At 60.3% G+C, this 23347-nt stretch carries 26 protein-coding genes, 1 tRNA gene and 1 pseudogene; 16 read left to right on the top strand and 12 right to left on the bottom strand.

The features are described from left to right. Positions 1–476: 476 nt before the first annotated feature. The 6 genes from JQS30_RS00895 to JQS30_RS00870 all read right to left on the bottom strand — a co-directional run bounded on the left by JQS30_RS00895 (position 477) and on the right by JQS30_RS00870 (position 4653). Entirely contained in the window at positions 477–1358 is an 882-nt protein-coding gene (locus JQS30_RS00895) for a hypothetical protein (RefSeq protein ID WP_213171539.1), read from the bottom strand. Continuing rightward, positions 1355–1690: a hypothetical protein gene (locus JQS30_RS00890; RefSeq protein ID WP_213171538.1), complete on the bottom strand. Its 336-nt coding sequence runs from the start codon at positions 1688–1690 to the stop codon at positions 1355–1357. The genes JQS30_RS00895 and JQS30_RS00890 overlap by 4 nt, the downstream gene beginning before the upstream one ends. A 106-nt stretch (positions 1691–1796) precedes the next feature. Next, on the bottom strand, positions 1797–2684 hold the full coding sequence (locus JQS30_RS00885; RefSeq protein WP_213171537.1) for a hypothetical protein: 888 nt from the start codon (positions 2682–2684) through the stop codon (positions 1797–1799). A gap of 135 nt (positions 2685–2819) precedes the next feature. Further along, positions 2820–3494, bottom strand: coding sequence for an NUDIX hydrolase (locus JQS30_RS00880; protein WP_213171536.1), 675 nt, complete (start codon positions 3492–3494; stop codon positions 2820–2822). Between the two features lie 389 nt (positions 3495–3883). Then, entirely contained in the window at positions 3884–4318 is a 435-nt protein-coding gene (locus tag JQS30_RS00875; RefSeq protein WP_213171535.1) for an SRPBCC family protein, read from the bottom strand. Next, complete coding sequence (locus JQS30_RS00870; RefSeq protein ID WP_213171534.1) at positions 4315–4653, bottom strand: ArsR/SmtB family transcription factor; 339 nt, start codon at positions 4651–4653, stop codon at positions 4315–4317. The genes JQS30_RS00875 and JQS30_RS00870 overlap by 4 nt, the downstream gene beginning before the upstream one ends. 359 nt (positions 4654–5012) lie before the next feature. Here JQS30_RS00870 and JQS30_RS00865 point away from each other — a divergent pair, with 359 nt between their 5' ends. The 5 genes from JQS30_RS00865 (at position 5013) to JQS30_RS00845 (ending at position 9582) form a co-directional block, all read left to right on the top strand. Beyond that, positions 5013–5507 (top strand): hypothetical protein, encoded by a 495-nt coding sequence (locus JQS30_RS00865; RefSeq protein ID WP_213171533.1) that lies wholly within the window; start codon positions 5013–5015, stop codon positions 5505–5507. A 28-nt stretch (positions 5508–5535) separates the two neighbouring features. After that, positions 5536–6387: a DUF4097 family beta strand repeat-containing protein gene (locus tag JQS30_RS00860; RefSeq protein ID WP_213171532.1), complete on the top strand. Its 852-nt coding sequence runs from the start codon at positions 5536–5538 to the stop codon at positions 6385–6387. Positions 6388–6434: 47 nt separating this feature from the next. Continuing rightward, on the top strand, positions 6435–7394 hold the full coding sequence (locus tag JQS30_RS00855) for an ABC transporter ATP-binding protein (protein WP_213172905.1): 960 nt from the start codon (positions 6435–6437) through the stop codon (positions 7392–7394). Next, positions 7391–8179 (top strand): ABC transporter permease, encoded by a 789-nt coding sequence (locus JQS30_RS00850; RefSeq protein ID WP_213171531.1) that lies wholly within the window; start codon positions 7391–7393, stop codon positions 8177–8179. Before JQS30_RS00855 ends, JQS30_RS00850 begins: the two co-directional genes overlap by 4 nt. 932 nt (positions 8180–9111) lie before the next feature. Beyond that, complete coding sequence (locus JQS30_RS00845; RefSeq protein ID WP_213171530.1) at positions 9112–9582, top strand: hypothetical protein; 471 nt, start codon at positions 9112–9114, stop codon at positions 9580–9582. A gap of 79 nt (positions 9583–9661) precedes the next feature. On the opposite strand, the gene JQS30_RS17750 is transcribed toward JQS30_RS00845, so the two are convergent. Together JQS30_RS17750 and JQS30_RS00835 are read right to left on the bottom strand one after the other, a co-directional pair. Beyond that, positions 9662–9895, bottom strand: a complete 234-nt coding sequence (locus JQS30_RS17750) for a peptidoglycan-binding domain-containing protein (protein WP_213171529.1) — start codon at positions 9893–9895, stop codon at positions 9662–9664. 131 nt (positions 9896–10026) lie between these two features. Beyond that, positions 10027–10176: pseudogene (locus tag JQS30_RS00835) on the bottom strand (ArsR family transcriptional regulator); the annotation flags it as partial. 140 nt (positions 10177–10316) lie between these two features. On the opposite strand from JQS30_RS00835, the gene JQS30_RS00830 reads away from it, so the two are divergent. From JQS30_RS00830 to JQS30_RS00820, 3 genes are all read left to right on the top strand, one after another. Further along, positions 10317–11015 (top strand): hypothetical protein, encoded by a 699-nt coding sequence (locus tag JQS30_RS00830; RefSeq protein WP_213171527.1) that lies wholly within the window; start codon positions 10317–10319, stop codon positions 11013–11015. 260 nt (positions 11016–11275) lie between these two features. Continuing rightward, entirely contained in the window at positions 11276–11461 is a 186-nt protein-coding gene (rpmF, locus tag JQS30_RS00825; RefSeq protein ID WP_213171526.1) for a 50S ribosomal protein L32, read from the top strand. Between the two features lie 67 nt (positions 11462–11528). Beyond that, positions 11529–11726, top strand: coding sequence for a hypothetical protein (locus JQS30_RS00820; RefSeq protein WP_213171525.1), 198 nt, complete (start codon positions 11529–11531; stop codon positions 11724–11726). 622 nt (positions 11727–12348) lie between these two features. On the opposite strand, the gene JQS30_RS00815 is transcribed toward JQS30_RS00820, so the two are convergent. Both JQS30_RS00815 and JQS30_RS00810 read right to left on the bottom strand, forming a co-directional pair. After that, positions 12349–12425: transfer RNA gene (locus JQS30_RS00815), tRNA-Pro, on the bottom strand. A gap of 233 nt (positions 12426–12658) precedes the next feature. Next, positions 12659–13558 carry a metallophosphoesterase gene (locus JQS30_RS00810; protein WP_213171524.1) on the bottom strand — a complete coding sequence of 300 codons (900 nt, stop codon included), beginning with the start codon at positions 13556–13558 and terminating at the stop codon, positions 12659–12661. A 24-nt stretch (positions 13559–13582) separates the two neighbouring features. On the opposite strand from JQS30_RS00810, the gene JQS30_RS00805 reads away from it, so the two are divergent. The 4 genes from JQS30_RS00805 (at position 13583) to JQS30_RS00790 (ending at position 17929) form a co-directional block, all read left to right on the top strand. After that, complete coding sequence (locus JQS30_RS00805; protein WP_213171523.1) at positions 13583–14038, top strand: GatB/YqeY domain-containing protein; 456 nt, start codon at positions 13583–13585, stop codon at positions 14036–14038. A gap of 121 nt (positions 14039–14159) precedes the next feature. Next, complete coding sequence (locus JQS30_RS00800; RefSeq protein ID WP_213171522.1) at positions 14160–15779, top strand: peptide chain release factor 3; 1620 nt, start codon at positions 14160–14162, stop codon at positions 15777–15779. A 1-nt stretch (position 15780) separates the two neighbouring features. Next, complete coding sequence (gene rsmA / locus JQS30_RS00795) at positions 15781–16632, top strand: 16S rRNA (adenine(1518)-N(6)/adenine(1519)-N(6))-dimethyltransferase RsmA (RefSeq protein ID WP_213171521.1); 852 nt, start codon at positions 15781–15783, stop codon at positions 16630–16632. A 340-nt stretch (positions 16633–16972) separates the two neighbouring features. After that, complete coding sequence (locus tag JQS30_RS00790) at positions 16973–17929, top strand: 4-(cytidine 5'-diphospho)-2-C-methyl-D-erythritol kinase (protein WP_213171520.1); 957 nt, start codon at positions 16973–16975, stop codon at positions 17927–17929. A 78-nt stretch (positions 17930–18007) separates the two neighbouring features. On the opposite strand, the gene JQS30_RS00785 is transcribed toward JQS30_RS00790, so the two are convergent. Then, complete coding sequence (locus tag JQS30_RS00785; protein WP_213171519.1) at positions 18008–18382, bottom strand: MmcQ/YjbR family DNA-binding protein; 375 nt, start codon at positions 18380–18382, stop codon at positions 18008–18010. Between the two features lie 164 nt (positions 18383–18546). Here JQS30_RS00785 and JQS30_RS00780 point away from each other — a divergent pair, with 164 nt between their 5' ends. Further along, positions 18547–18795: a hypothetical protein gene (locus JQS30_RS00780; protein ID WP_213171518.1), complete on the top strand. Its 249-nt coding sequence runs from the start codon at positions 18547–18549 to the stop codon at positions 18793–18795. A gap of 453 nt (positions 18796–19248) precedes the next feature. Continuing rightward, positions 19249–19599: a hypothetical protein gene (locus JQS30_RS00775; RefSeq protein WP_213171517.1), complete on the top strand. Its 351-nt coding sequence runs from the start codon at positions 19249–19251 to the stop codon at positions 19597–19599. Positions 19600–19716: 117 nt separating this feature from the next. Here JQS30_RS00775 and JQS30_RS00770 read toward each other — a convergent pair whose 3' ends face one another. After that, the gene (locus JQS30_RS00770) at positions 19717–21363 is read right to left on the bottom strand and encodes a hypothetical protein (protein WP_213171516.1); all 1647 of its coding nucleotides are present in this window, start codon (positions 21361–21363) and stop codon (positions 19717–19719) included. Between the two features lie 939 nt (positions 21364–22302). On the opposite strand from JQS30_RS00770, the gene JQS30_RS00765 reads away from it, so the two are divergent. Together JQS30_RS00765 and JQS30_RS00760 are read left to right on the top strand one after the other, a co-directional pair. Continuing rightward, positions 22303–22602, top strand: coding sequence for a hypothetical protein (locus JQS30_RS00765; protein ID WP_425498882.1), 300 nt, complete (start codon positions 22303–22305; stop codon positions 22600–22602). Between the two features lie 109 nt (positions 22603–22711). Beyond that, positions 22712–23098 (top strand): hypothetical protein, encoded by a 387-nt coding sequence (locus JQS30_RS00760; protein WP_213171515.1) that lies wholly within the window; start codon positions 22712–22714, stop codon positions 23096–23098. Positions 23099–23347 lie beyond the last annotated feature (249 nt).

Raw genomic sequence — 23347 nt, 5'->3', positions numbered from 1 at the left:
CTCACACGGGCGCGTCTCTTCGTTTACCTTCGCCGAAGGGGCGCGTCCGTCCTTCTCCGAGTCGGGTGTGCAAGCGCTCGTGGGCCCGACTCTTGTGTGAGCATCGCTGGATACGGGCTCGACCTGTGCTGGCAGCAGGCGGGCTCGGGGTAACTCATTGATGGCTACGCATCCGGTGTCCCTGGTGTGCGGTTGGCGTCGGTCAATGCCACTCTCCTCGGCTAGGGAAGCCGAGCCGTCAATGGGTGACGTCGCGGGCGAGGGCTCTACCGCGATCGTGCTCCTGGTAGACGATCTCGCTTTCGCGACACTTGGGAAGGCTTACGCAAAAGTGCAAGTTCACGGCCGCAGGAGGCAAAGTTTGGGCTCCTCAACGAGCCGATGAGAACGCCGAAAGCGCCTTTTGCGTAAGCCTCGGGGTTAGACGGCGGCTATGGTGAGCCACCGTCTAACCCCATTTCTGACTCGGCTGCTCTTTACTTGAAGAAGTTGAGGACGCCATTGAGGTCGTCCAGCCCTTCCTGGGCCAGGTTGATGAGTTCGCCCATCATGTTGAAGATGTTGATGGCAACCTGAATGAGGTTGTAGGCCATCATGATGTAGCTGGCGATCGTTATCGCGGCGAAGGCGATCGTGGCGGCGGTCGTGGCCCCGAAGGTGGCTACTCCGGATGCCATCTTGGGCAGCCATTGGGTGATGGCTTTCTTAACAATCTTGCCTAGAAATTCCTTCACCTTGTCTTCGAGTTTTTTGGCGATGATCGCGTAGCCACGCAAGGCGGCGGCTAGGCCGACCGACCACAGGCTCATGTATTGCAGACTTCGCCCGATCTCCACAATGCGCTCGCGGGCGGCATCGGCGTCGTCGCCCTCCCAGCCCTCCATTGCGGCCAGCCCGGTCTCTCCAATGTAGTTTCCGGTCTGGCGGGCTCCTTCGATCACCGTCAGCCACATTTCGCATGAGGTCTTCATGCGGCCTTCGTTGCCGGTGACCAATCCGAGCAGGTCTTCCAGCGGCTGGCATAGGTCGATCACAAAGCTGACCAGCGTGCCCGACACCCACGCCAACGGGTCCTTGCCGAACTTTTCGTTTGCCTTCTCGAACCCTTCGGCGGCGTTCATGATGGCTTCGCCTTTATTGATGATGGACTCTGCCAACATCGCGGCCTTGGGCCAATCGGTCAACGATTCGATATTGCTCGCTTTGCCCGTCACGTCGAGCATTCCCTCGACGCCCTTGAAGTGACCGACCTTAGTCGCGGCTCCCAGGACGTCGGGTTTCCATCCTTCGAGAGTGTTGGCGGTCGCGCCTTGACTAGGGGCGTTGTCTTGCCAGTCGGGTGCCTGGGGCTGGTTCATTCCTTGAACTTCCCTTCTAGCTCGCCGTCAAGGTCGAGGAACACTTTGGCCATGTCCTCATCGGCTTCGACCTGGTTGCGGCGGCACTCGTCCAACATTTCGGCGAAACCCTCCACTGTTTCTTGGGCTCCCGCTATGGATTCGTGCAGCATTTCGGAGAACATGAAGTAGTACGGTGCCGCCAAAAGGGTTCCGGGGATGCCCCAGATCCAGACATCCGGGTCGGCTTCGCGTGCGTAGTCGGCAACGTTCTTCACTTCACTGGCGGTTCCTCGGATCGCTGTTGCCGCGTTCTCCAACGCGGCCGGATCAAGGTTGATTCCAGATGACACGTGAACTCCTTTCCGGTTGTGTCATGCCAGCCGCCGGCGCGGCCGCATCGGTCGGTTGTCGCAGCACAGGTGGATCGGATTGAGGTGACTTACCAATCGAAGAGACTCAGCGCTCAGTGCCGTAGTCAACGCTCCACACGTGGTCGGGGATGTGCGCGGCGAACTCACGCAAACGGTGCAGGTGGTCTTCGATTTCCTCGGCCCGCATGATGTCGGGGATGGTGATGAAACACCACTGGCCGGTGACCACGAAACTGTCATTCTCTTCGGGGTCTAGCGCGTCGATCCACTCGATCATGGAAGGGTTGACGATGTCGTAGCCAAAGCGTCGGTTCTCAAAGTAGACGAAATAGCGTCGATTGAAATCGTGAGATTCCAGGTTGATGTTGTTGTCCACCAGGGCAGACTTCTGCCCGAAGCCTTTCTTGGAGACGCAGACAAACGGGGTTTCCCGTGGCAGCTTGAGCGCCACAGTGGTGGCGTAGTCGGCTTTGTCGGGATCCTCGTTCCAATGGAATTGCCACTGGTCGGCTCGGTCCTTGGTCCACGTGGATTCGTTCCATCGGTGTTGGAAAAGGACGAAGTCTTGATCATTTTCGACAAACGTCATGACATGTTCGGCAGCCGTGGTCGGGTTGCATGGGAATCGGGTTCCGTAGACGGCTCGCCCGGAACGCACAGCCGCATGTACCTCGGCGGCATTGCGGGCAATGTGTGGGGGGCCGGGCGGGGGCGGGGGCGGGGTCGACTCGTCCAGACTTCGGCGCAAGACGTTGATGATCCCGATACACCGGTCGTCACGGGCCAAATATCGCCAGCCGCGTTCGGCAGCGAACTCGGGCAGGCGTTGCGCTTGCTCGGATAGCTCGTTGCGCCACCCGCCTCGCCGCAGGGAATCCCGGATATAGAACACCAGGCCAGCTAGCACCAGAAGCACGAATGCGGCCGCGCAGCCGATACCTATGGCGACCTGGATGGAATCCCACAGGTTCACAGATTTATTCCTCACCGTTGGGGTGCGAGTACGAGCCCTATGCTCCCACAGGGTGAGGTGGTTTGCCATCTTTGCCAGCGGCGAAATGTATTACCGGCCACGCGGGCTAGGTCTACTTTGGTCTACTCGTTAGCCCTAGGCCAGCAGGGCGATGACCAGGCGCAGCGCCTCTGTTTGGCGTACTCGCAACCGGGCGGAGTCGGCAATGGAATCACCGGCCACAATATTCATTCCTCCGCGGCGCATCTGGCCCATTGTCGGGTTGTCATAAAGCTTGTCCCATTGGGACAGTGGCACCCAGGCCAGCGCGGTGATGTCCTCGCCTGCGATGGCAAAGGGCCTCTCGTCGGCTAGTTGTCCCAGAAACGTGAAATGGTAGGTGTATCGCCCGCTGGGGAGTCCGGGTTTGATCGGGGTCCGGGAGTCGGTGTTGCGGGTGCGGCGTATCAACAGTGGAGAGATCCCGGCTGTCCAGGTCATCCATGATTCACCGGCGTCGACATCGTTCATGTATGTGATGTCGGCCTTGGTCAGCTGGATTGGCACGCCGGTTTCTTCGCGCGCTTCGCGGTGGGCGCATTCCCACACGTCCTCACCGGGTTCTTGGCCTCCGCCGATGCCGCCCACATACCAGTGTTCGCCCTCTGGTTCATGTGCCGCAGAGGTGCGGGCGGTGAGCGAGGTGAGTACCGCGTCGTCACGCTGGAGGATCACGCCAGCGGTGAAGGGTTTGCCGTCGGTGAGCGCGACTGGTTCGAGGCGGCCGAAGCGGCCTTCGTCCCACAGTTGCCCTTCGGAGACTTCTCGCATTGCCGCCTCCCTTTCGGCTGGCTGCTTATTCGTCCCATCGCTGGCCTCGGGCGGTATTGCCGCCGTAGGTCAATCGTGGCAGAGACTGGGCCGGTGGGGTTCGTTCTTGCTGTAAATCGGCCCTTTCGGGGGAGGGGGGCGCGCTAAGGACGGGGAATTGTGCGTCGGTCCAGTGGCTACTACACCGGGCTCACCTTGGTGAGGTCAAGGCTTTCGTCCGCTTTGTGGCGCATTTTCGCGGGTGCGGTAAGGGGCTACCTCCGGGCTTAGTTGGCTCTGTGGGGTGGCACGGGATCGTCGTGGTCGACTTGGCGGGGTTTGGGTTGAGTGCCAGGCTTCCTTCTCCTGGCACTCGACTGTTCAGGACCGCTTTAAGGTTGGCGGCGCGCCTAGTCGCCCACGTGTTTTGCGAGGTCGGCCAAGGCGTCGACCCAGCCGTCATAGACGTACCCGTCGCCGGGGTGACCGGCGAATCCACGCATGTGAAAGGTCATTTCGGTGCGATCGCCATCCTCGGCCAAGGTGAGGGTGATGACGGGCGAGGACTCGACGGGGTCCTGTGGGTTTCCCCAGGTGAAGACGAGCCGTTCGCAGGGAACGACTTCCAGGAATACGCCGCCGGTGGGGTACTCCTCGCCAGTCTCGGAGTTGATCATCGTGTAGCGATAGTGGCCTCCTTCGCGAACGTCAAAGGCGATGGTTTCCAGTGGGGTTGAAGGGAGCCAGCCGGCGAGTTCTTTCTCCGTCGTCCAGGCGCGCCACACCTGGTCTCGGTGTGCGTGCAAGGTGCGGCTGATGGTGAACTCCGGTGTTGAGGTGTTCATTGGTCCTCCTGTGTGGTCATGGTTTCGAGATGTTTCTCTAGAGCGTCGAAGCGTTGGTTCCATTCGCGGCGGTGTTTCTCAACCCAGGCCGATGCCTCGTCAAGGGGTTCGGTGCGCATCGACAGGGTCCGCCATTGGGCTCGCGTGGTGCGTTCGATGAGGCCCGCTCGCTGTAGCACTTTGAGATGTTGGGAGATCGCGGGTGCGCTGATGTCGAAGTGTTTGCTGACGTCGCCGACTGTTGCCGGAGTGCGCGAAAGCCTGGTGAGGATGTCGCGGCGGGTCGGGTCGGCCAGTGCCGCAAAGATCAGACTGAGTGGGTCCTTCCCTGCCATTAATAAACTCCTTAATTAAGGGTATTATTAAATATACGGCAGATTGCGTCGATGTCAAACGACGGCACCCCTTCCGGCCCCGCCGATGCCACGAGCCCCACCACGGCGCGGAACCGGAACGTAGCTCCCGCTAGCGCAGATTGCCCCCTCCGCTCACGAGCGGGCCTGGAACCCATTCGAGCCACTGTGGCCCGCCGTAGGTGCCATACTGATCCGCTGCATACCCTCGATGGCACATTTTGCGCCAACAGCAAAACCAATCCCCACATAATTTCTTACATTACCGCAGGTCACACCCCCACTATTCCCAAATTCGAGCCATGGTGCCATTTTGGCACCTAACCTGCTATAGTTGCGCCATGGATATCACGGAATATGTCGACCGCTTGCGACAACAATTCGAAACCAGAGCTGAAGTGTTCGGCGGTGAAGCCGATGAACTGACCGAAAAGCTCCTGGAGCCACTGGCGGCCTCGATACAACTCACCCTGCTCGACGCTCTCAGCGAGGCGGCAGAGGAAATTTCCGGCGAGATGGCACCGGACTATGTAGAACTGCGCATTCGCCAAGGACAGTTGGGCTTCGCAGTCACCAGAACCGATTCCGCGCCACTGCCACAAAGCCAGACGGCCCCTCCGGCGCTTCCCATCGACGAGGGGGAGACCGCGCGCCTCAATTTGCGCATGTCCGACAAGTTCAAGACGCGACTCGAAGAGGCCGCGCGTACCGACGGCCTGTCTCTCAACGCCTGGCTACTGCAAGCCGCAGCCTCCCGACTCAGCCAAAGCGGTAGCCGATCGGCATCAACAACCAGCCACAACGGCCCTCAGCGCTTTACGGGCTGGGTCAACTAACCACAACACTTCACTCACAGGAGCCACCATGCAAACCTTCCCCACACCACAGCCGGTTCGCGTAGAGGTAAAGAGCGCGTGCGGACGCGTCGACATCACCGCGACTGACACCACCGACACCACGCTCGAGGTTCTACCCAGCAACGAAGACAGAAAAGCCGATGTGGACGCGGCTGCGAAAACCACCGTCGAGTTCACCGACGGCGTACTCACCGTTATCGGCCCCAACGCAAGTGGCGTCGGCGCGGTCTTTACCGGGAAGCGAACCGGATGGATCGACATCTCGCTCACGGTTCCCACCGGTAGCTCAGTGGCGGTGACGACTGCGGTTGCCAACTTCTGCGCCAAAGGCGACTTGGGAGAAACCAAGGTGCGCACCGGAGTCGGAGACATCGATATCGATCACGCTTCCTCCGTGGCGGCGAAATCGAGCACCGGCCGCATTCGCGTCGGTCACATCGCGGGAAATGCGGAACTAAAAACCGCTGGACGCATCGACATTAAAACCATCGAGGGACGTAGCAGCATCCATAACGTCACCGGAGCCACGCACGTTGGGCAGCTGGGCAAAGCCTCCCGCATCAAGTCATCCAATGGGGATATCAGCGTCGAACAGGCTCGTGGAGACCTAGATGTTTCCACCGCCAACGGAAACGTCGCCATAGGCGAGGTGATGACCGGCAAATCACAAATCAGGTCGGGGTACGGAGACATCAGTCTCGGTATTCGCCACGGCACGGCCGCGTGGCTGGACATCAACACCGGATTTGGCCGTATCGAAAACTCTATGGACGAATCCAACCAACCCGATCCCGAATCAGACAGCGTGTCAGTAACAGCCCGGACCACTCACGGAGACATAACCATTCACCATGCGTGACGTCGAAAACTTCCAAACGATTGCGGAACTAAACCCACCAAGGAGAGATAGTGAATCAACATTCAAACCTAGCCATTGAGGTCAGTGGCCTCCGGAAGAAATATGGCCAACAGCATGTTCTCAGAGGCATCGACTTCTCAGTAGAGCCGGGTGCCATTTTTGGAATGCTGGGCCCGAACGGAGCCGGGAAAACGACTACAGTGAAAATTCTGTCGACCCTGGCCTCTCCCGACTCCGGGAGAATTCGCGTGGCCGGTGCCGATCCAGTCTCGAACCCGAAGGCCGTGCGATCAGCCATCGGCGTCACCGGCCAATTCTCAGCCATCGATGACCTGCTCACCGGCGAAGAGAACCTGCGGCTCATGGCCGACCTCCACCATCTCGATCGCTCCACGGCTCGCACTCGAATTAGCGACCTGCTGGAACGATTTGACCTGACTTCAGCAGCGAAGAAGAAGCCATCGAGCTATTCGGGAGGGATGCGGAGGCGACTCGATGTGGCAATGGGCCTCATGGGTTCGCCACAAATCATCTTCCTCGACGAACCCACCACCGGAGTCGACCCCCGGGGCCGGAAAACAATGTGGGACATAGTGCGCAACCTCGCTGAAGACGGCATCACCGTTTTTCTCACCACTCAATATTTGGAGGAAGCCGACGAGCTAGCCGACCACATCGCACTACTCGATGATGGCCACATCGTCGCCGAAGGCACCCCTGAGGAGTTGAAAGCAAGCATCCCCGGAGGCCATATCGAACTTCGATTCAACACCCAATCTGACCTGACGATCGCTGAGAATACCTTGCGTGGCAGCGAACGTTTTGACAGCGAGATTGCACTACGCGTATCCGGCGGAAACGACATCACCCATCTGCGCGGCATCCTGCAAAAACTCGATGAAGCGTCCGTGCCGGTGGCGAATCTCAGCATTCATTCCCCGGATCTCGACGACGTCTTTCTCGAATTGACAAGTCAGCCGAACCAAACGAAAAGGGCCCTCGCATGACCTCTATAACTTCTACGGTGCGTGACACCAACACCATGCTGCGGCGAAACCTCGTTCACCTTCGCCGCTACCCAAGCTTGACGGCAATGATCGTTGGTATGCCTGTCGTATTCCTCTTGTTGTTCGTCTACGTATTCGGAGACGTGATGGGGACCGGGCTGGCCGGAGCTGAGGCTGGCCGAACCGAATACCTTGACTTCCTCACTCCAGGGATGCTGGTTCTCACCTTGGCTGCTGCCGCGCAAGGAGTCGCAATCCTAGTAGCGCGGGATAAAGAAGAAGGAATCATGGCGCGTTTCCGCACCATGGACATTGCCCGGTCCTCAATTTTGTCGGCTCACGTTCTGGGCAACCTGTTTCAAACCGCTATTGCTTGCGTGCTGTTCTTGGCGTTGGCTACCGCATTGGGTTATCGACCCACCGCTTCGGTAGCAGGGTGGTTCACCGTTATCGGGCTACTCATTCTGGCCAATATCGCCCTATCGTGGCTGTCGGTGGCCCTGGGAATGGCCGCCGCATCAGTGGAAACAGCCAGCAACACACCTATGCCATTGCTGCTACTGCCCTTCTTCGGAAGCGGGTTCGTGCCGGTGGACAGTATGCCGCTGGGCCTGCGATGGTTCGCCCAATACCAGCCATTCACGCCATTGATCGACAGCGTTCGGGGCCTTCTGGCTGGCGAGACGCTAGGCAATGAACTCTGGCTGGCAGTTGGCTGGTGTGTCGCCATCGCCCTCATCGGCTACCTATGGGCGCGAAGGCTCTTCGAAAAAATGTCGCACTAGAAAATTGGCCTGCGGCCCTATACCGAGACAGTTTTCGCAACCAACAGCGAGCACACCCCATGGCCCCACACACTGCACAAGCTGCGGCCAGTGCTGTTGAAGGACCAAAGACAGGCGGGAAAGTTATTGAGACTTATGCAAAAGTGCAAGTTCAAGGCCGCAGGAGGCGAAGTTTACACAGGTAAACGAGCCAACGAGAACACTGAAAGTGCCTTTTGCATAAGCCTCATTGATAGCTAATGGAAGCTCATGGACTTCTTCGGTCCGCTTAAGATGCTCCACATCCGAGCCAATGACATCCGACGATGGCTTAAGAGCCTTAAAGATCAGGGCATGAAATCGAATTACAGGATTCAATGTAAGATCCTCTTTCCCACGATCATGAATAGTGCCGTGAGGGACGACGTCATCGTGGATAACCCATGCTCAAAGGTGAAGGTGTAAACACCACCGTCACGACATAAAGGGGCAAGTGCTGTCAGCTCCTGATGGCTACCGCTATGGATCTCCCAAACCCGCCCGGGCCGTGAACACGATGTCACCGTCGCCGGGAACACCGGCATCGAAGGTGACCTCGCTTTGAGCAATACCGGCATACTCCAGGAGGAAAACCTGCTTATCCTGGCAGATTTAGGTTATGAAAAGTATCGTTCCTGATCCCAGGTGGTTTTTCCCCACAAGAAACCCACCGGCGCAAACTCACACAACCCAAAAAGAATCGATCCAATATATCGGCTCCTACCGAGCCTTAGCCAAAACGCCAACGCGACTTGAAAATGCGCTACCGCTGCCTACAAAGAGTCAGCTTTACGCCTGAAGATAGGCACCATCACCCGCACCCATCCAGCCTTCTACCACATCGAATAGCTCCGACACCTCACACAAAGTAACCACTAACTTGCCCGGAAAATCTCATTGGGATACTGTGATGTATGGCCAACAATCTCCTCAAGCTCGCAGTCGTCGTTGTCATGGGATCACTGGTCACCTCTTGCACAGGAAAAAGCGCAGATGATTCCAGCTCCCCGGCCAATACTGATGAATTGTTTGTACCTGGAATACCCAGACTTGAACATTATGAAGGTGAAATCCCGAGCGTGCAGGAGCCCGAAAAATTGCGTCTACAGGAGACCATATATGCCAAAGGGCTTGAATGGTCTGCGTGGGGTCCTGACACTGCCACAGCAACAGGTTACGTATGGGGAAGGTGGTGCTTTCCAGAGTGCCATGAAGATCCATATCCAGTGACGATAATTCTGTGCGATGTCCAGGACAGTCACTTCAAGCGATACTCGGTTCTCGGTGATATTGAATGGGATTCCGGTGTCGACGATTTGAAGGGCATTATTAACTATTCATTCCCGAGTAATGGGTGTGTTAATCCAGATATAGCATCTGCTTGAAATCCTCAGGGGGCTGGAGCTGGAATTATGAATCCAACCCCCTGAGAATGTGGCACTTGATGCAGGTTTCTGTGAGGGACTATCCGGTGGTGAGCTTAGTCCAGGTGATTCTTCCTACGATTCCATCGACTGTCGGTGCGCCATCCGACTGAACGGCACGAACTGCACGATCAGTTCCCGGGCCAAAATGCCTGTCGATGCCACCGGTAGATTCGATTTCATGACGGGCCGTTCCACCATGGGCGACGCACAGTCCTTGCACACGGCGGACGGCTGCCCCAGTGCTTCCTTGCTGAAGTGTCGGTAGTGACATGATGAGTTGCTCCATCCAGTTTGCAAAGGGGTCACCTCCATTTCCGTGGTCATGGCCTGGGGGAATTCGACCGGGAAGACCCATCCCATCAAAAAGAAGTCTCAGGAAATTGTAGAGGGCGTTTCCGGGGCATGCTGGGAGATCGCGGGTGCGCTGATGTCGAAGTGTTTGCTGACATCGCCGACTGTCGCCGGGGCCTGCGACAGCCTGGTGAGGATGTCGCGGCGGGTCGGGTCGGCCAGTGCCGCAAAGATCAGACTCAGTGGGTCCTTCCCTGTCATTAATAATCTCCTTAATTAACCATGTGATTAATTATTGGGTTCAGGGCGGGGAAGTCAAACGCGAGCCTCCTCGCACGGGGGATTTAAGATCGGCAACGACCCCGCCACTTGGGTCGCATGCCCAGACCGAAGGACCTCTCATGACAGACATAGACCCCAACTCCGAGGTCACTGTGAAGGACAAACCCCCACTGTTGGCGTGGATCGGGCTGCTGGTGTGCACCGGGCTGGTCTTCGTCACACCAGTGCTGATGGCCGCGGCGGGGACCGAGCGCGTTCAGGTCTGGAACCCGATCACCTACCAAAAAGACAAGACGACCTGGGCTTGGGCGCTTCCGCTCGAAATCGGCGTGGCTGCTCTCGCGCTGTTGCTGATCTCGGCGGTCCTGATCTTGCATCCGACCAAGGCATTTAGAGCCAATCGGGAGCAAGCCAGGCTACGCGGCAAGATAAAAAGCCAGACCAAGTGGGAAGAGGTAGACCGGGTCGTCCTGTGGAACAAACGCGTGAAGCGACTCGGTGTCATCCCGATATGGGAGCCGCAGATCGGGATCGTGAATAAAAGCGAACGGACCAGGAATTTTGATATGGCTGCCAGCGCCAGGCGGTGGGAGGCCAAAGATTTGCGTGCCAATGGCGTGCCCGCATGGCTTCCGGGGGGAATTCAAAAGCACAGCGTCCGGCTCTCCCACCGGCGGGCTCCGGCAGTGGCCGCTGCGGTGGCCCAGTTCGCGCCGCACCTGCGCGTCATCGATCAACGACACCCAAACCAACCGACACAGGTCAAACCTGACCGGGGAAAAACTACCGGCAATCGAACCGCCATCGAGCTTGGTTAAGGAAACAAGCGGCCCGCCCAATGAGCTGACATGTGTGCCAAACCCGCCGACGACCGGAAGCACGAAAGCCTGGTAAGGATGTCGCCGTAGATCGGATTGCCAGCATCCGTTGGGGAAATCGGCTTCGAAGCGTTTCAGTGAGGCTTTGGGGCGTTTTTTAGGTTCGGGATTGGTCCGGCCCTGGCGGGTGAGGATGCGGGCGATGGTGGCGCGTAAGGGGGGTGCCGTTATCAATATTGATAACCGTTATCATTATCAATATGGCTGTACCAAAACGACGTAAATCTCGCTCCCGCACCCGACACCGCCGGTCTCAGTGGAAGGCGCAGCCACCTGCGCTCTCCCCCTGCCCTTGCCCACGGAAGGAACTGGTTCCGCAACACCGCGCCTGTGTTCACTGCGGTCTTTATCGTGGGCGCCAGGTGATCTCGGGCAACGACAATTGAGGCGGAACCGTAGTAACGCTAGCGTCGTAGTGCGGCAGTTGGTATCCCAACTGGTATTGCTCAGGGCATGCCTGAAACACCCGAGAACTCCCATCGTCCCAACGACCCAGAGTGGGATGAGGAACTACTAACCGGGTTTACCCACATTGGATGCCGAGGTCGCTCGCTACGCGGATTCTTTGCCGTCACCATTGTTGGGTCGCTCATCGCCTGCTACTTGAGTATGCCGCTGGGGCATATGGAGCCGTCTTTTACTACCGGCTAAACCAGATCCTAGTGGTATCCCTAGTGATCATCCTCGCTGCTTGGGCGGTGCAGGCGGAGATTCATCAGCGGTGCCGGGTTTTGATTCCACTACTTATGCCGTCTGCGTGGCTTGTGCATCGGTTGCTAGCCCCGGCGCAAAAGGACGGTGTGCACATGCGGCTAAACCAAACCTCTGTTCAACGTCTTTCATTCGTCGCATTGAACAGAGAGGTCATCTAAATGGAGCCAAGAAACCCCTAACGGCTGCCCGCGACACCGAGCATCGACCATCCCTAGCCACCCCGCTGACTCGGCGGCAACACTCGGCGATTCTAAACAACGTGAAGACAGTATTCATCTCCTCCTGCCATCGCCCAAACGGCGATAGGGAGCGCAATCACCACGGAAGCTGCCAAGCGCGTTGACACACATCGGAATGCTGGCTCGTTGGACCAGCACCGCACGCCATGGTTGTCCCTGTCACTTCGCGGATACTGACGGCCCATCCCAAGGCGACCGAGCCCACGAGCTCGTATCGGTTAGTGTTAAGGCGGGAGAGCAAGCCCACGGACAAACAACGGATCAAGGGCATTTCCGAATACGGCATGTATCCAGAAACACCCTTGCGACCTGGGGATTATTGGTCGGGTTGACAGGATTTGAACCTGCGACCCCTTCGTCCCGAACGAAGTGCGCTACCAAGCTGCGCCACAACCCGATGTGAAATTGTAAATCTGGGCTGGCCCCGACCCCTTCGTCCCGAACGAAGTGCCGTCGCGAAGCGAACTTGAACATTGTCAAGCTGCGCCACAACCCGATGTTGAATTTTTCGCGTGCAGGATATGCCCTGCACCGCTTGAAAATGGTACCTGACCCTGCCGAAAAGCATCCAGGCAGGGTCAGCGGGTGGCCCCAGTCTCAACTCAAGCGCGGCCTGCCCCTAAACGCGGCTTACAGTTCGCGCGGGACCAGCGTCAACAGGCTTGCCTCAGGCGCACACGCGAAGCGCACTGGCGCATATGGAGACGTTCCCAAGCCAGCCGACACGTGCAACCATGCGCTGTCGCTCCACTGGTGGAGGCCCTTGACCCGTTCACGGTCGATCCCGCAATTGGTCACCAGCGCCCCATACCCCGGCACGCATACTTGCCCACCGTGGGTGTGGCCTGCCGCGATCAGCTGGTATCCGTCGGCGGCGAACTCGTCGAGCACGTCGGGTTCCGGCGCGTGCGTCAAGGCGATCGACACATCCGCCTCAGCTGGCACCGGCCCGGCAACGGCCGAGTAGTCGTCCAGCTCAAAGTGCGGATCGTCCACGCCCGCGAAGTGCATCTTCATTCCCGCGACATCCAGGTCGGCCGAAGCGTTGTTCAAATCGGCCCAACCCCCATCGATGAGGGTTTTGCGCAAGTCTTCGACGGGAAGAGCGTCGCCGTACTTGTGCTTGCGATTGGGGTTGAAGTAGGTAAATGGGTTCTTGATGACAGGCCCGAAATAGTCGTTCGAGCCGAACACGAAAGCCCCCGGGGCTTTGAACAGCGGCGACAACGCGGTCGCGACCGTGGGGACGGCTGACTTGTGCGCCAGATTGTCCCCGGTCAGCAAGACCAGGTCCGGGTCGAGCGCCGCCAGTGACGCCACCCAATGTTGCTTGCCGACTTGGCCGGGGGTGAAGTGCAGGTCCGAGATGTGCAAAACCCGCACCGGCTCCGCACCCGAGGGCAACACGGGCACCGCGAAATGCCGCAAAGTGTACTGAACCCGCTCATAGGTGGCGGCGTAGAGGATCGCCAGCGCGCCAACGCCAGCACCTATGCCCGCCACGGCGGTGAGAGCTCGACTTATCTTCATTCCCCCACTGTAGTTTTGTTATCTATGAGTGAACTAAAGACCCGCCTAGAAACTGATATGCGTCAAGCCCTGAAGTCCGGCGAGAAGGTGAAACTGAACACTTTGCGGATGGCGTTGACGGCTGTTCGTAATGCGGAGGTCGCGGGGAAGCAGGCGCGCGAGCTGGATGACGCTGAGGTGGTGAAGGTGCTGACCAAGCAGGCCAAGCAACGTCGTGAAGCCGCTGAGGCGTTCGATGCGGCTGGCCGGACCGAGCAGGCCGACCTAGAGCGCGCCGAAGAGGAAATTCTGGCTCTCTACCTGCCTAAACAGCTGAGCGAGGATGAGTTGGAGCAGTTGGTGGCCCAGGCGATCAGTGAGGGCGGTTTCGCTGGCCCGCAGGATATGGGAAAGGTCATGAAAGCTCTCCAGCCGCAGGTGGCCGGTCGCGCCGATGGGAAGGTCGTCTCTTCGATCGTTCGGGCGAAGCTGGCCGGTTAGGTCTGTTTGGTGCCGCTTGCTGTGTCGGGGCAGTCCGGGGGTGGCCTCGGGCTGCGTCGCCGCAGGTTTGAACAGCTAGAGTTGGGCGTTGGCGCTGTATAACGCACACGTAGAGGGAATTATGTCGCAAAACCCGTCCACCTCCACCTCACAGGTAACGTCTGAGGCGGCTCGCCGCCGCACGTTCGCTGTCATTTCTCACCCCGACGCCGGTAAGTCCACGTTGACTGAGGCTTTGGCCTTGCATGGTCAGGCGATCTCGTCGGCGGGTGCGGTGCATGGCAAGGGCAGTCGTCGCGGCGTGGTCTCGGACTGGATGTCGATGGAGCAGGATCGCGGCATTTCGATCACTTCGGCGTCGTTGCAGTTTGACTACCGTGACTGTGTCATCAATTTGCTCGACACCCCTGGCCACGCCGATTTCTCGGAGGACACCTACCGGGTGTTGACGGCTGTGGACGCGGCGGTGATGCTGTTGGACGCGGCCAAGGGCTTGGAGCCGCAGACGTTGAAGCTGTTTGAGGTGTGCCGGGCGCGTCGCATTCCAGTTATCACGTTTATCAACAAGTGGGACCGTCCGGCTAAGGACGCGCTGGAGCTGTTGGAAGAGGTCGAGAACCGCATCGGCATCAAGCCGACACCGGTGACGTGGCCGGTGGGTATCGGCGGGGACTTCCAGGGGGTGGTGGAGCGTTTGGCTTCCAAACCCGAGGAGGGCATGGTGCGTTTCGAGCGCGCCCCGGGTGGCGCGACTTTGGCCGTTTCCGAGCAGTTGAGTGCCGAGGAGGCCGCGTCGCGTTTCGGGGACGCCTACGCGCAGGCTGTCGAAGAGTCTGAACTGTTGGCGGAGACCGACGCGAATCACGACCAGGAGAAGTTCGAAGCCGGTGCGACGACACCGACGCTGTTTGGGGCGGCGTTGGCCAATTTCGGGGTCGGTCAGCTGCTTGACCTGTTGGTGGATATTGCTCCTTCCCCGTTTGATCGGGAGTCTGATGCCGGGCAGCGGCGCGCGGTGGATTCGGATTTCTCCGGGTTTGTCTTCAAGTCGCAGGCGAACATGAATTCTTCGCACCGCGACCAGTTGTCGTTCGTGCGGATTTGTTCGGGCCGGTTTGAGCGCGGGATGCAGGTGACTCAGGCTGAGTCGGGCCGCACGATGTCGACCAAGTATGCCCAGACGATGTTCGGTTCTTCCCGGGACACGGTGGAGGAGGCCTGGCCGGGTGACATCATTGGCCTGGTCAACGCGACGGGTCTGCGAGTGGGCGACACGATCTATGCCGGTAAGAAGATCACCTATCCGCCCTTGCCGGCGTTCGCGCCCGAGCACTTTGGTGCTCTGGTCATGACTGACACGTCCAAGGCTAAGCGGTTCCGGCGGGGTATCGCGCAGCTGGATGCCGAAGGCGTGGTGCAGGTTTTGTATTCGGAGCGGCGAGGCGATGCGACTCCGGTCTTGGCGGCGGTCGGTCCGCTCCAGTTCGAGGTCACGATTGCTCGGCTGCGCGCGGAGTTCGACGCGCCCGCTCATGTGGATAATTTGCCCTACCAGCTGGCGCGCGTCACTGATGCGGCTGGAGCGAAGGCGTTGAAGACCGCGCCGGGGGTGGAGATCTTCACGCGGCCTCGGGACGGCGCGATCCTGGCGGCGTTTCCCAACAAGTGGCGGTTGCAGACGATCCAGTCTGATTACCCGGATGTGAAGCTTGTGGCGCTTTTGGCTGGCGGGCAGGGCTGAGATGGTACAACTTTTGACGACCACGGCGATTCGGAAGATCTCTGGCGGGCTTGGTATCAAACCCACGAAGAAGTGGGGCCAGAATTTCGTGGTCGACGGCAACACTGTGCGTCGGATTGTGGCCACGGCCCAGGTCGGGCCGGACGATGTCGTCGTGGAGGTGGGGCCGGGTTTGGGTTCGCTGACGCTGGGGTTGTTGGAGCAGGCTAAACGGGTGTTCGCGGTCGAGATTGACCCAAAGCTCGCCACTGCGCTGGGCAGCACCGTGGAGCATAAGGCTCCGCAGGAGGCAGCGAAGCTGTCGGTTATCCACTGTGACGCCATGCGAATCAAGGCTTCGGATTTCGACGAGCCGCCGTCGGCGTTGATCGCGAACTTGCCCTATAACGTCGCGGTGCCCGTGGTGCTGCATTTTTTGACCAATATTCCGTCGGTGCGTCGGGGGCTGGTCATGGTGCAAAAGGAGGTCGCTGACAGGTTGACGGCGTCTCCGGGTAGCAAGATCTACGGGGCTCCGAGTGTGAAGATGGCCTGGTATACGCGATCGAAGCGCGCTGGTTCGGTGTCTCGCTCCGTCTTCTGGCCTGTGCCTAATGTGGATTCTGGTTTGGTGGCGTTCGAGCGCATCGAGCCGCCGCAGGCCGACCGCGTCGAGGTGTTCAAAGCCGTTGACGCCGCGTTCGGCCAGCGCCGCAAAATGCTACGCCAAGCTCTCAAAGAGTGGGCCGGATCAGTCGCGCGGGCTGAAGCCATCTGCGAAGCGGCCGCAATCCCACCCACCCAGCGGGGAGAGGCGCTCGACGTCCACCAGTTCGTGGCTTTGGCCGATGCGAAGGCCGCCTTGGACGCCTGAGGCCCACGCCCGCGAACGTCATATGCGCACCTGGAATATCTGCGGCCGTACACGAGGGCATATGCCCTCCCAGGGGGCCCGAGATTCACTAGAGTGAATGTCGGCCCGACGCGGATGACAAACGCCAGTGGCAAACCGGCCGGTAGGCACAGGTGAACCGAAACCGGCTGGTGCGCAACCGGCGCGGCATAACTGCCGCCAAGGAGTAAACACCCAGGTGGCTTCAAGGGAGACCGTCCGGTGGCCCACGACATACCGGAACTCCGCGGCCGGGCTCGCCCGAGAGAACCGCTGGGCCGCTGCCACAGCGCAGTTGACCAACCGCTAAGGAGAGACGCGCATGAGCGAGGCCCTTGCCCGCCACAGCAGGCCCACCGGCACGGTGAGAGTGACCGTGCCCGCCAAAATCAATTTGCATCTAGGCGTCGGGGACTTGCGCGCTGACGGATTCCATGACCTCACAACGGTCTACCAGGCGATCTCGTTGTATGACACCGTGACCGTGTCGACCTCGGACCGAAGCGGCCTACGCATCACCGTGACCGGTGAGGGAGCGGACCAGGTCCCTACTGACGAGCGCAACCTCGCACTCAAGGCCGCGAAACTCCTTGGCATATACGGACATATTTCCCCAGCGGCCGTCATCCACCTTGACAAACGCATCCCCGTTGCGGGAGGCCTCGCCGGTGGTTCTGCCGACGCGGCGGCAACACTGGTGGCTTGCGCCCAGTTGTGGAACCTGCGGCTAAGCGATATCGAGCTAGAAAAACTTGCCGCCGGGCTAGGCAGCGACGTTCCCTTCTGTCTACGCGGGGGCATCGCGCTGGGCACCGGACGCGGCGAAGAGCTCAACCACGACCTCAAGGCTGCCGCGACCTACCACTGGGTCGTCGCCACCTCCCAGGCACATATTTCGACCCCGGAGTGCTACCGCGAAGTGGACCGGTTGCGAGCCAACGACATTGGACGCTACTCCTACCACGTGCAGCCGCTGCTCAAAGCTCTCGAAGCGGGCCTACCCGCCGAAGAGATCGCGCCGCTTTTGGTCAACGACATGGAGGCAGCGGCGGTAAGCCTGCGACCGGAACTCTCTTCGTTGATGCATGCGGGCCTGGACGCCGGAGCGCTGGCGGCACACGTCTCCGGTTCCGGGCCGACGGTCCTCTTTCTGGCTCGCGACGAGGCGCACGCGCGGTCGTTGGCGAAGTCCCCGAAGCTACGTGCCTCAGCTAAGGCCCTGCATGTGGCGCACGGCCCGGTTGCCGGACCGGCCGAGCAGCTCACCGGGTCACGCTAGTGAATCGTTCCTGGGCAACACGTCGCCGCTGCCATTGAACAGCCTCGCATGTGGGCCACGGGCGAGGCTGTATCAAGGTCAATCCTCGGCGGCGGCTTCGTCGAACGCCTTGATGGCTCGTTTGGGGGCGGCGAGCCTCCAGCCCTCTGTCACCAGTTCGGCGACCTCATCCCAATCGCACTCCTTAGTTAGCCGCACCCCGATCCAGCCGCTCGGGCCTACGTAGGGCGGCTTGAAATACTGTTCGGGATCAGACTGAATGAGGGCCTGCTGCTCTCCGGGGGTGGACTTGATCCACAGCGACTCAACCTCAGACCATTTATTCGGGTCAGCCAGCATCACAAACGCTTTACCTCGCACTTTGAAGCTTGGGTGATGCACGGTGGTGCTTTCCTGTGCCTCAGGCAGGCGAGCGCAGATCGTGGTCAGGCGGGAGAGTATGTCGTCGCTCATGTCTTCCAGGCTAGAGAGCGGGTATGACAACCGGGCAAGCTTCGGGTGGATTCATGAAGAGGCACGGCTCAAGGAGGAAAAGCGACCTGTGCGCGATTGCGAGGCACCGAAGGGCCGGACACTAAGTGCGGCCCGCTCTTGAAGGAGTGCCCTACTGTGGCCTCATGGGTACCTTTGTCGCCATAGCGTTCGGACTGATCGTCCTGTTGCCGCTGATAGGGGCCCTCAGGCTGGTCATCGGGGCGCGCAGAGCTGGTAGCGGTGTCAAGGCCCACGCGATCAATCACATGCGGGACACCCTCGGCCGTTTCCGCGCGGCAGACCAGGGCCGGAGGCTGCGCGACGCCGTGCCACAGCGGAGGCGCCAACATCTCAAGGGCCGCATACGGCGAGAACTACGCAGACACCGGTAGTGAAGTGACCGTGGTTATCCCATCTCAAGGTTCCCGGTTGGCGTGGGATTCATTCCAGGGCGCGCCGCAGCGCCAAGCGCGCAAATGCGCCGCCGGTGTCTGTGCGCGGCTTAGGCTCAAGGACACACTGGCGATCAGTTATTCCCACGGTTGGCTCCAAGCGGAACAGGGTTCGTCGGCACAGCGCACCCAAAGCGTGCGCATAACGCGGGTCGGCGACATCCGGTTGCGGTGGGTGAACGGCCGCAATGCCACCGAAGCCCTCCGCCGCAGTAGGTGGTGGCACTGTGTGGCCGGAGGCGACTTCGCTCGGCGCGCCAACGCCGCACCTGCACGCTGCCGGTATCAAGTAGCGGTCGCGCCACAGGCGCGCGACCTCGGAAGGGGTTTTTTGAGCGTCTATGTCGGTAGGGGAGGCGATCGAGGCAACCGGCCTCGATCGCACGGTCAAGGGTGGCCAAAGCCGCTCACGTCACCGAACACCGTGCCACGCCGGACGTGTTCATGATGTCCACGTTCGAGCTCTCCAATGGCGTGGCGGACGCCCCGTTGGGCACCTTCCAAATGGACTCGCACCGTTTCCATGTCACTCGACACCCGGAACACGCCCATACCGTGGTGGTGACGACTCAAGGCCCGAAAGGCACCCCATTTACCGTCGTCACCATCGCTCACGACAGGGGAGAGATCTCCACAGCGACGTTTCATCCCGTGTGGGTGGCGCGGTCGAAGGAATGGAAGAGCTTGCTGCGGGCTCGAGTGTCGTCGATCCTCTACGCCACATGTGATCCCAGCGGCTCGTAAACACAGCTACCAGGGTGCCGGTACTGGTTGTGTAAGGACCCGTGCCCTTGTCTGTGCTCCAGGTGCGCAACAGCGTTACCCGCCGCCGTGCGTCGAAGCGCGACGCGGCCCAACGTCCTAGCTAGACTCTTCGCCGCCCATCGGCCAAACTGTGGCTTCGACGCTACCTACGAGCGTTAGCGGCCCGGGGTGTTGTTCGGCTGGAATCACGGTGAAGTCGGTCAGCGACAACAGGCCCACTCCTCCGTTGGATTGGGCGACTGCCGCGAAGTACCCGCCTTGTTCGTCGGTGTAGACCCAGCCGGGTTCCGCCTCGTGGATGACTTCTTCGACGGAGGAACCGGAGACTGGCTGCGACGAGACCGGCTGGGCTTGTACGCCAGCGAGTTCGGCCTCTCCCGGGGCTTTGTCCGCATCGGATGAGCGCGACTCAGTAGCCGGGGGTGCCACTGCTGCCACGGCCGTCGGCGGCATCTCAGTAGATGCCTCAAGCAGCGGGTTCGGGGCCTGTTGTTGAGTTTGTAGTCGCGGCAGGTCGGATGGTTCGGAGTCTGTATCTTCCGAACTGGCCGCCTCGCCGCCGTGGGGATTCTCGCTCTCCCCTGGCTGCGGAGGCGCTTCGCCTTGGCTTGGTGGAGGACTGACGGCGGGGCCTATCGGCTGTCCTGGGCTGGCAAGGTTTGGCTCGGGCAGGCCACTGTCTTTGAATCCGACGTCGCCTAGCGCGCTTTCGCCAACTGGCTGGAACGAATCAAGGTCGCTGTGGACTCTGCCGTCCCCCGCTGGGTCGACTGTAGAAGCGTCGGCACCGGCGGCCTCGCCCGGAAGGGGATGGCCTTGGTCGGCAAGGGGGTCGATCGCCCGCTGAGGCTCCATCGGCGCAGGTGGCCCCTGCTGATGCGGGTCAATCCCCTGCCAGGGTTGCGCCTGAGAGCCTGGCGGCGGCGATTGGTGTTCTTGCGGGCCACCGAGAGGATGGCTTTGTTGCGGTAGGCCGGTCTCACGGGGCGCATCGGAAGGCCACCGGCCGGCCTGAGCAATGGGAACGTCATTGTGAGGCCCCTGAGGAGGCTGCGAGACGTAGGGCGGCATTGGCTGTGGCCCTTGGGTTGGCGCTGGCCATGCGTCGCCCGGCCGGGTTTCGGGCTCGTCGTGCCGGATAGGCATGTAGGTGGGAGCGTCAGCCCAGCGCGGGGCCGGTGCCCGTGGAGGCGATACGGATACTTCCCCACCACCGGGCAAGAACGGCCCCGGACGCGGGTCAGAGGGTTGCAGTTCGGGGGCGTATTCGGGAACTCCGGGAGGCCGTGCCGACTCGATTTGCAAAGGTGCGGCATCGTGCTGTGCGCCGATGTCGTCGGGCTGGGCGTATTGGGTCGAGCTCACCGGGACCGGGGGAGGAGGGGAAGGATGCTCGGGTAGTTCGATGAGTTCGCGTAGTTCGATCCCGTTGGCGATCTTCTGGCACGCGACAACGCCCACCACCAGCGCGGTCGCACCTGCGGCGGCGGCGTAGACGAGCCGGAGGGTGTCACTGGTGTTGGCTGGCACAAAGAACCACACCGCGAGTGCGGCTCCGCCCAGCCACAGCAGGAGGCCCAGGGTAACGCCGATGAGGGAGACGGGTCGCGCGATCTTGGGTTTGGGGGCGGAGGGCCATTTCTCGGCAGCGCGCACGCTGCCTAGGGCAATGGCCGCCAGAGAGGTGAGGACTCCTCCAGCAAGGGCAAACGCGACGGCGGCGATCGCCATGCGGTAATCCATTCTTGCCTCCTCTCATTTGACGACATCGCCGCTGAGCAATGTCATCGATGACACGGCCATGTGCCGCGTGGTGGTGACTGTCTGCCATCGACCGCATGTGCTGCGCCATCGTCTTTGTGTAGTTATTTCGTCGCTGTGGGTAAGTTTAGGTCTGAGGTGTGACAGTACCGCTTCGGCGGCGAAACCTGTTGTCACCTCACGGCTTTGCGCCGAACCGTTATGACGCTCGCCGGTTCGGTCGAACCCACCGACCGTACGTAGCCCACTGACATGGTTGATGAGATTCTCATGCAACTCCACCTCATCACAAGTGTGGTGGTCTTGCGTCACTGTTCAGTATCATCCTCGGCCCAGCTTGACGCTAGTCCCACGCACCCGGATCGCCGTGCGGGCACCGTGCCGGTTGGCCATCCTGGCGGGTGCCGCTGCTTCCACGACCGCCCAGACACCCAGGCTTGTGTCCGATATGCGACATCACCTTATTGCCTAGCGTAGCCATTCAGCGACAATGAAAGAAGCGAAACCTTCTCATGTCTCGCTGAGTGCCACAAGGGCCAAGGTTGTTGCGGCCGTGGGGACTTGAGCCCGCGCCGATATCGCCGATAATCGGTCTCTATACGCTTCAGTACCCAGCGAAGTGAAAAATTGACTGTCTGTCGCCTCTTTGCCTAGTTAATCCGGCCCCATAGAGTAGAGCCTGGGGGAGAGCTTTGCCCCTAATATAGAAGCAACCCATTTCACGGGCTTGCGGCGCGACACTGTGGCAGGTCAGGAACATCGCCCAGGATCGATGCGCGGTGACGGCCATGAACCGTGAAGCCGACCCGTTTGAGTTGGGCCGGAAGCGAACATGAAGACGATGGTACCAATGCGAAACACGAGACTATTGATGAACTGTGAGGTCGGGTGATGATCCTAGGACAATTGTGGACGGTCGCCATGCAGGCGCACACCGTGGTCGACAACCTGACCTACGGCATGGTGTCCCATCTGGCGCAAAACGAAACCACCGGCATAGACACGCAAGGGATCATTGGATTCTTCCTCTCCAAGATCGCCCCCATTCTGCTGGCCATCCTCGGGCTGATTTTCATCGCCCGTGCCAACCGAGGCGAAGTCAGCCGCGTGCTGACCTCCTCGACTATTGCCATCCTCGGTATTGCCTTCATCGCGGGGGCAGTCGTGCTGGTCGCCTTTGGTGGCGGCCTCGTTGACGTTCTGTTCACCACCGAAGACTAACCATGACCAGAGGAGGCTGCGCGGCTCAAATTCTGGTCGCTCAGCCCCACCGCCGCGGCTCGACACCGTCGATGCCCGAACGACTCGGGAGGAGGAGTAAGAGAAGACGATGAGGCTCCGCACTGATGACGACATCTATCGCGCCAAGCTTCTGTATCTGGGTCCGCCCGGATACACGCTGCCCATTCACCTGCCCTACGCGCAATATGGCGTGTTCGCGGCGCTCTTGGCGCTGTTCATGTTCATCCGTTGGCTCATCACGTTCGAAATCGATCTCTTTCCCGCCATCGAGATCTCACTTGCGCTCGTGGCGACGTCGTTGATCTATCGGTATGTCGACCCAGACCGGCCCGCGCGCGCGGTTTTGCGCACGCTCATGACCGACTGGCGGCATACTCGCGAGTCAGATAAAGAAAACCGCGATCGCGCCTTCACTTCACAGACGGTGCGCATTCGTCCGCAGCTGCTCGAACACCCGGCCAGGAAGGAACGGTAGGCCACCGTGACTGAGGAACACTCGTCCGAGCAGCAGGCGGCGCAGCCTGCTGCGCAGCCGGTTGCGAAGTTCTCGGCGCCACGCCCTGGCTCGGGCACCCGATCGCGGAAACGGGCCACGGGCACGCAGACCGCCGAGCCTACGAAGCCCGCGACTGGTTCCCGGCCTGCCCAGAAAAAGCCGGACGACCTTGACGACGCCACAGCACTAGCAGACGCGGTCTTTGGAAGCAACCCTCAAAGTTCGCCG

The organism is Natronoglycomyces albus, assembly GCF_016925535.1.
In the GTDB taxonomy this organism is placed as follows: domain Bacteria; phylum Actinomycetota; class Actinomycetes; order Mycobacteriales; family Micromonosporaceae; genus Natronoglycomyces; species Natronoglycomyces albus.
Note: the sequence above shows the minus strand (reverse complement) of the source record. Positions and strands in the feature narration are given on the sequence as shown.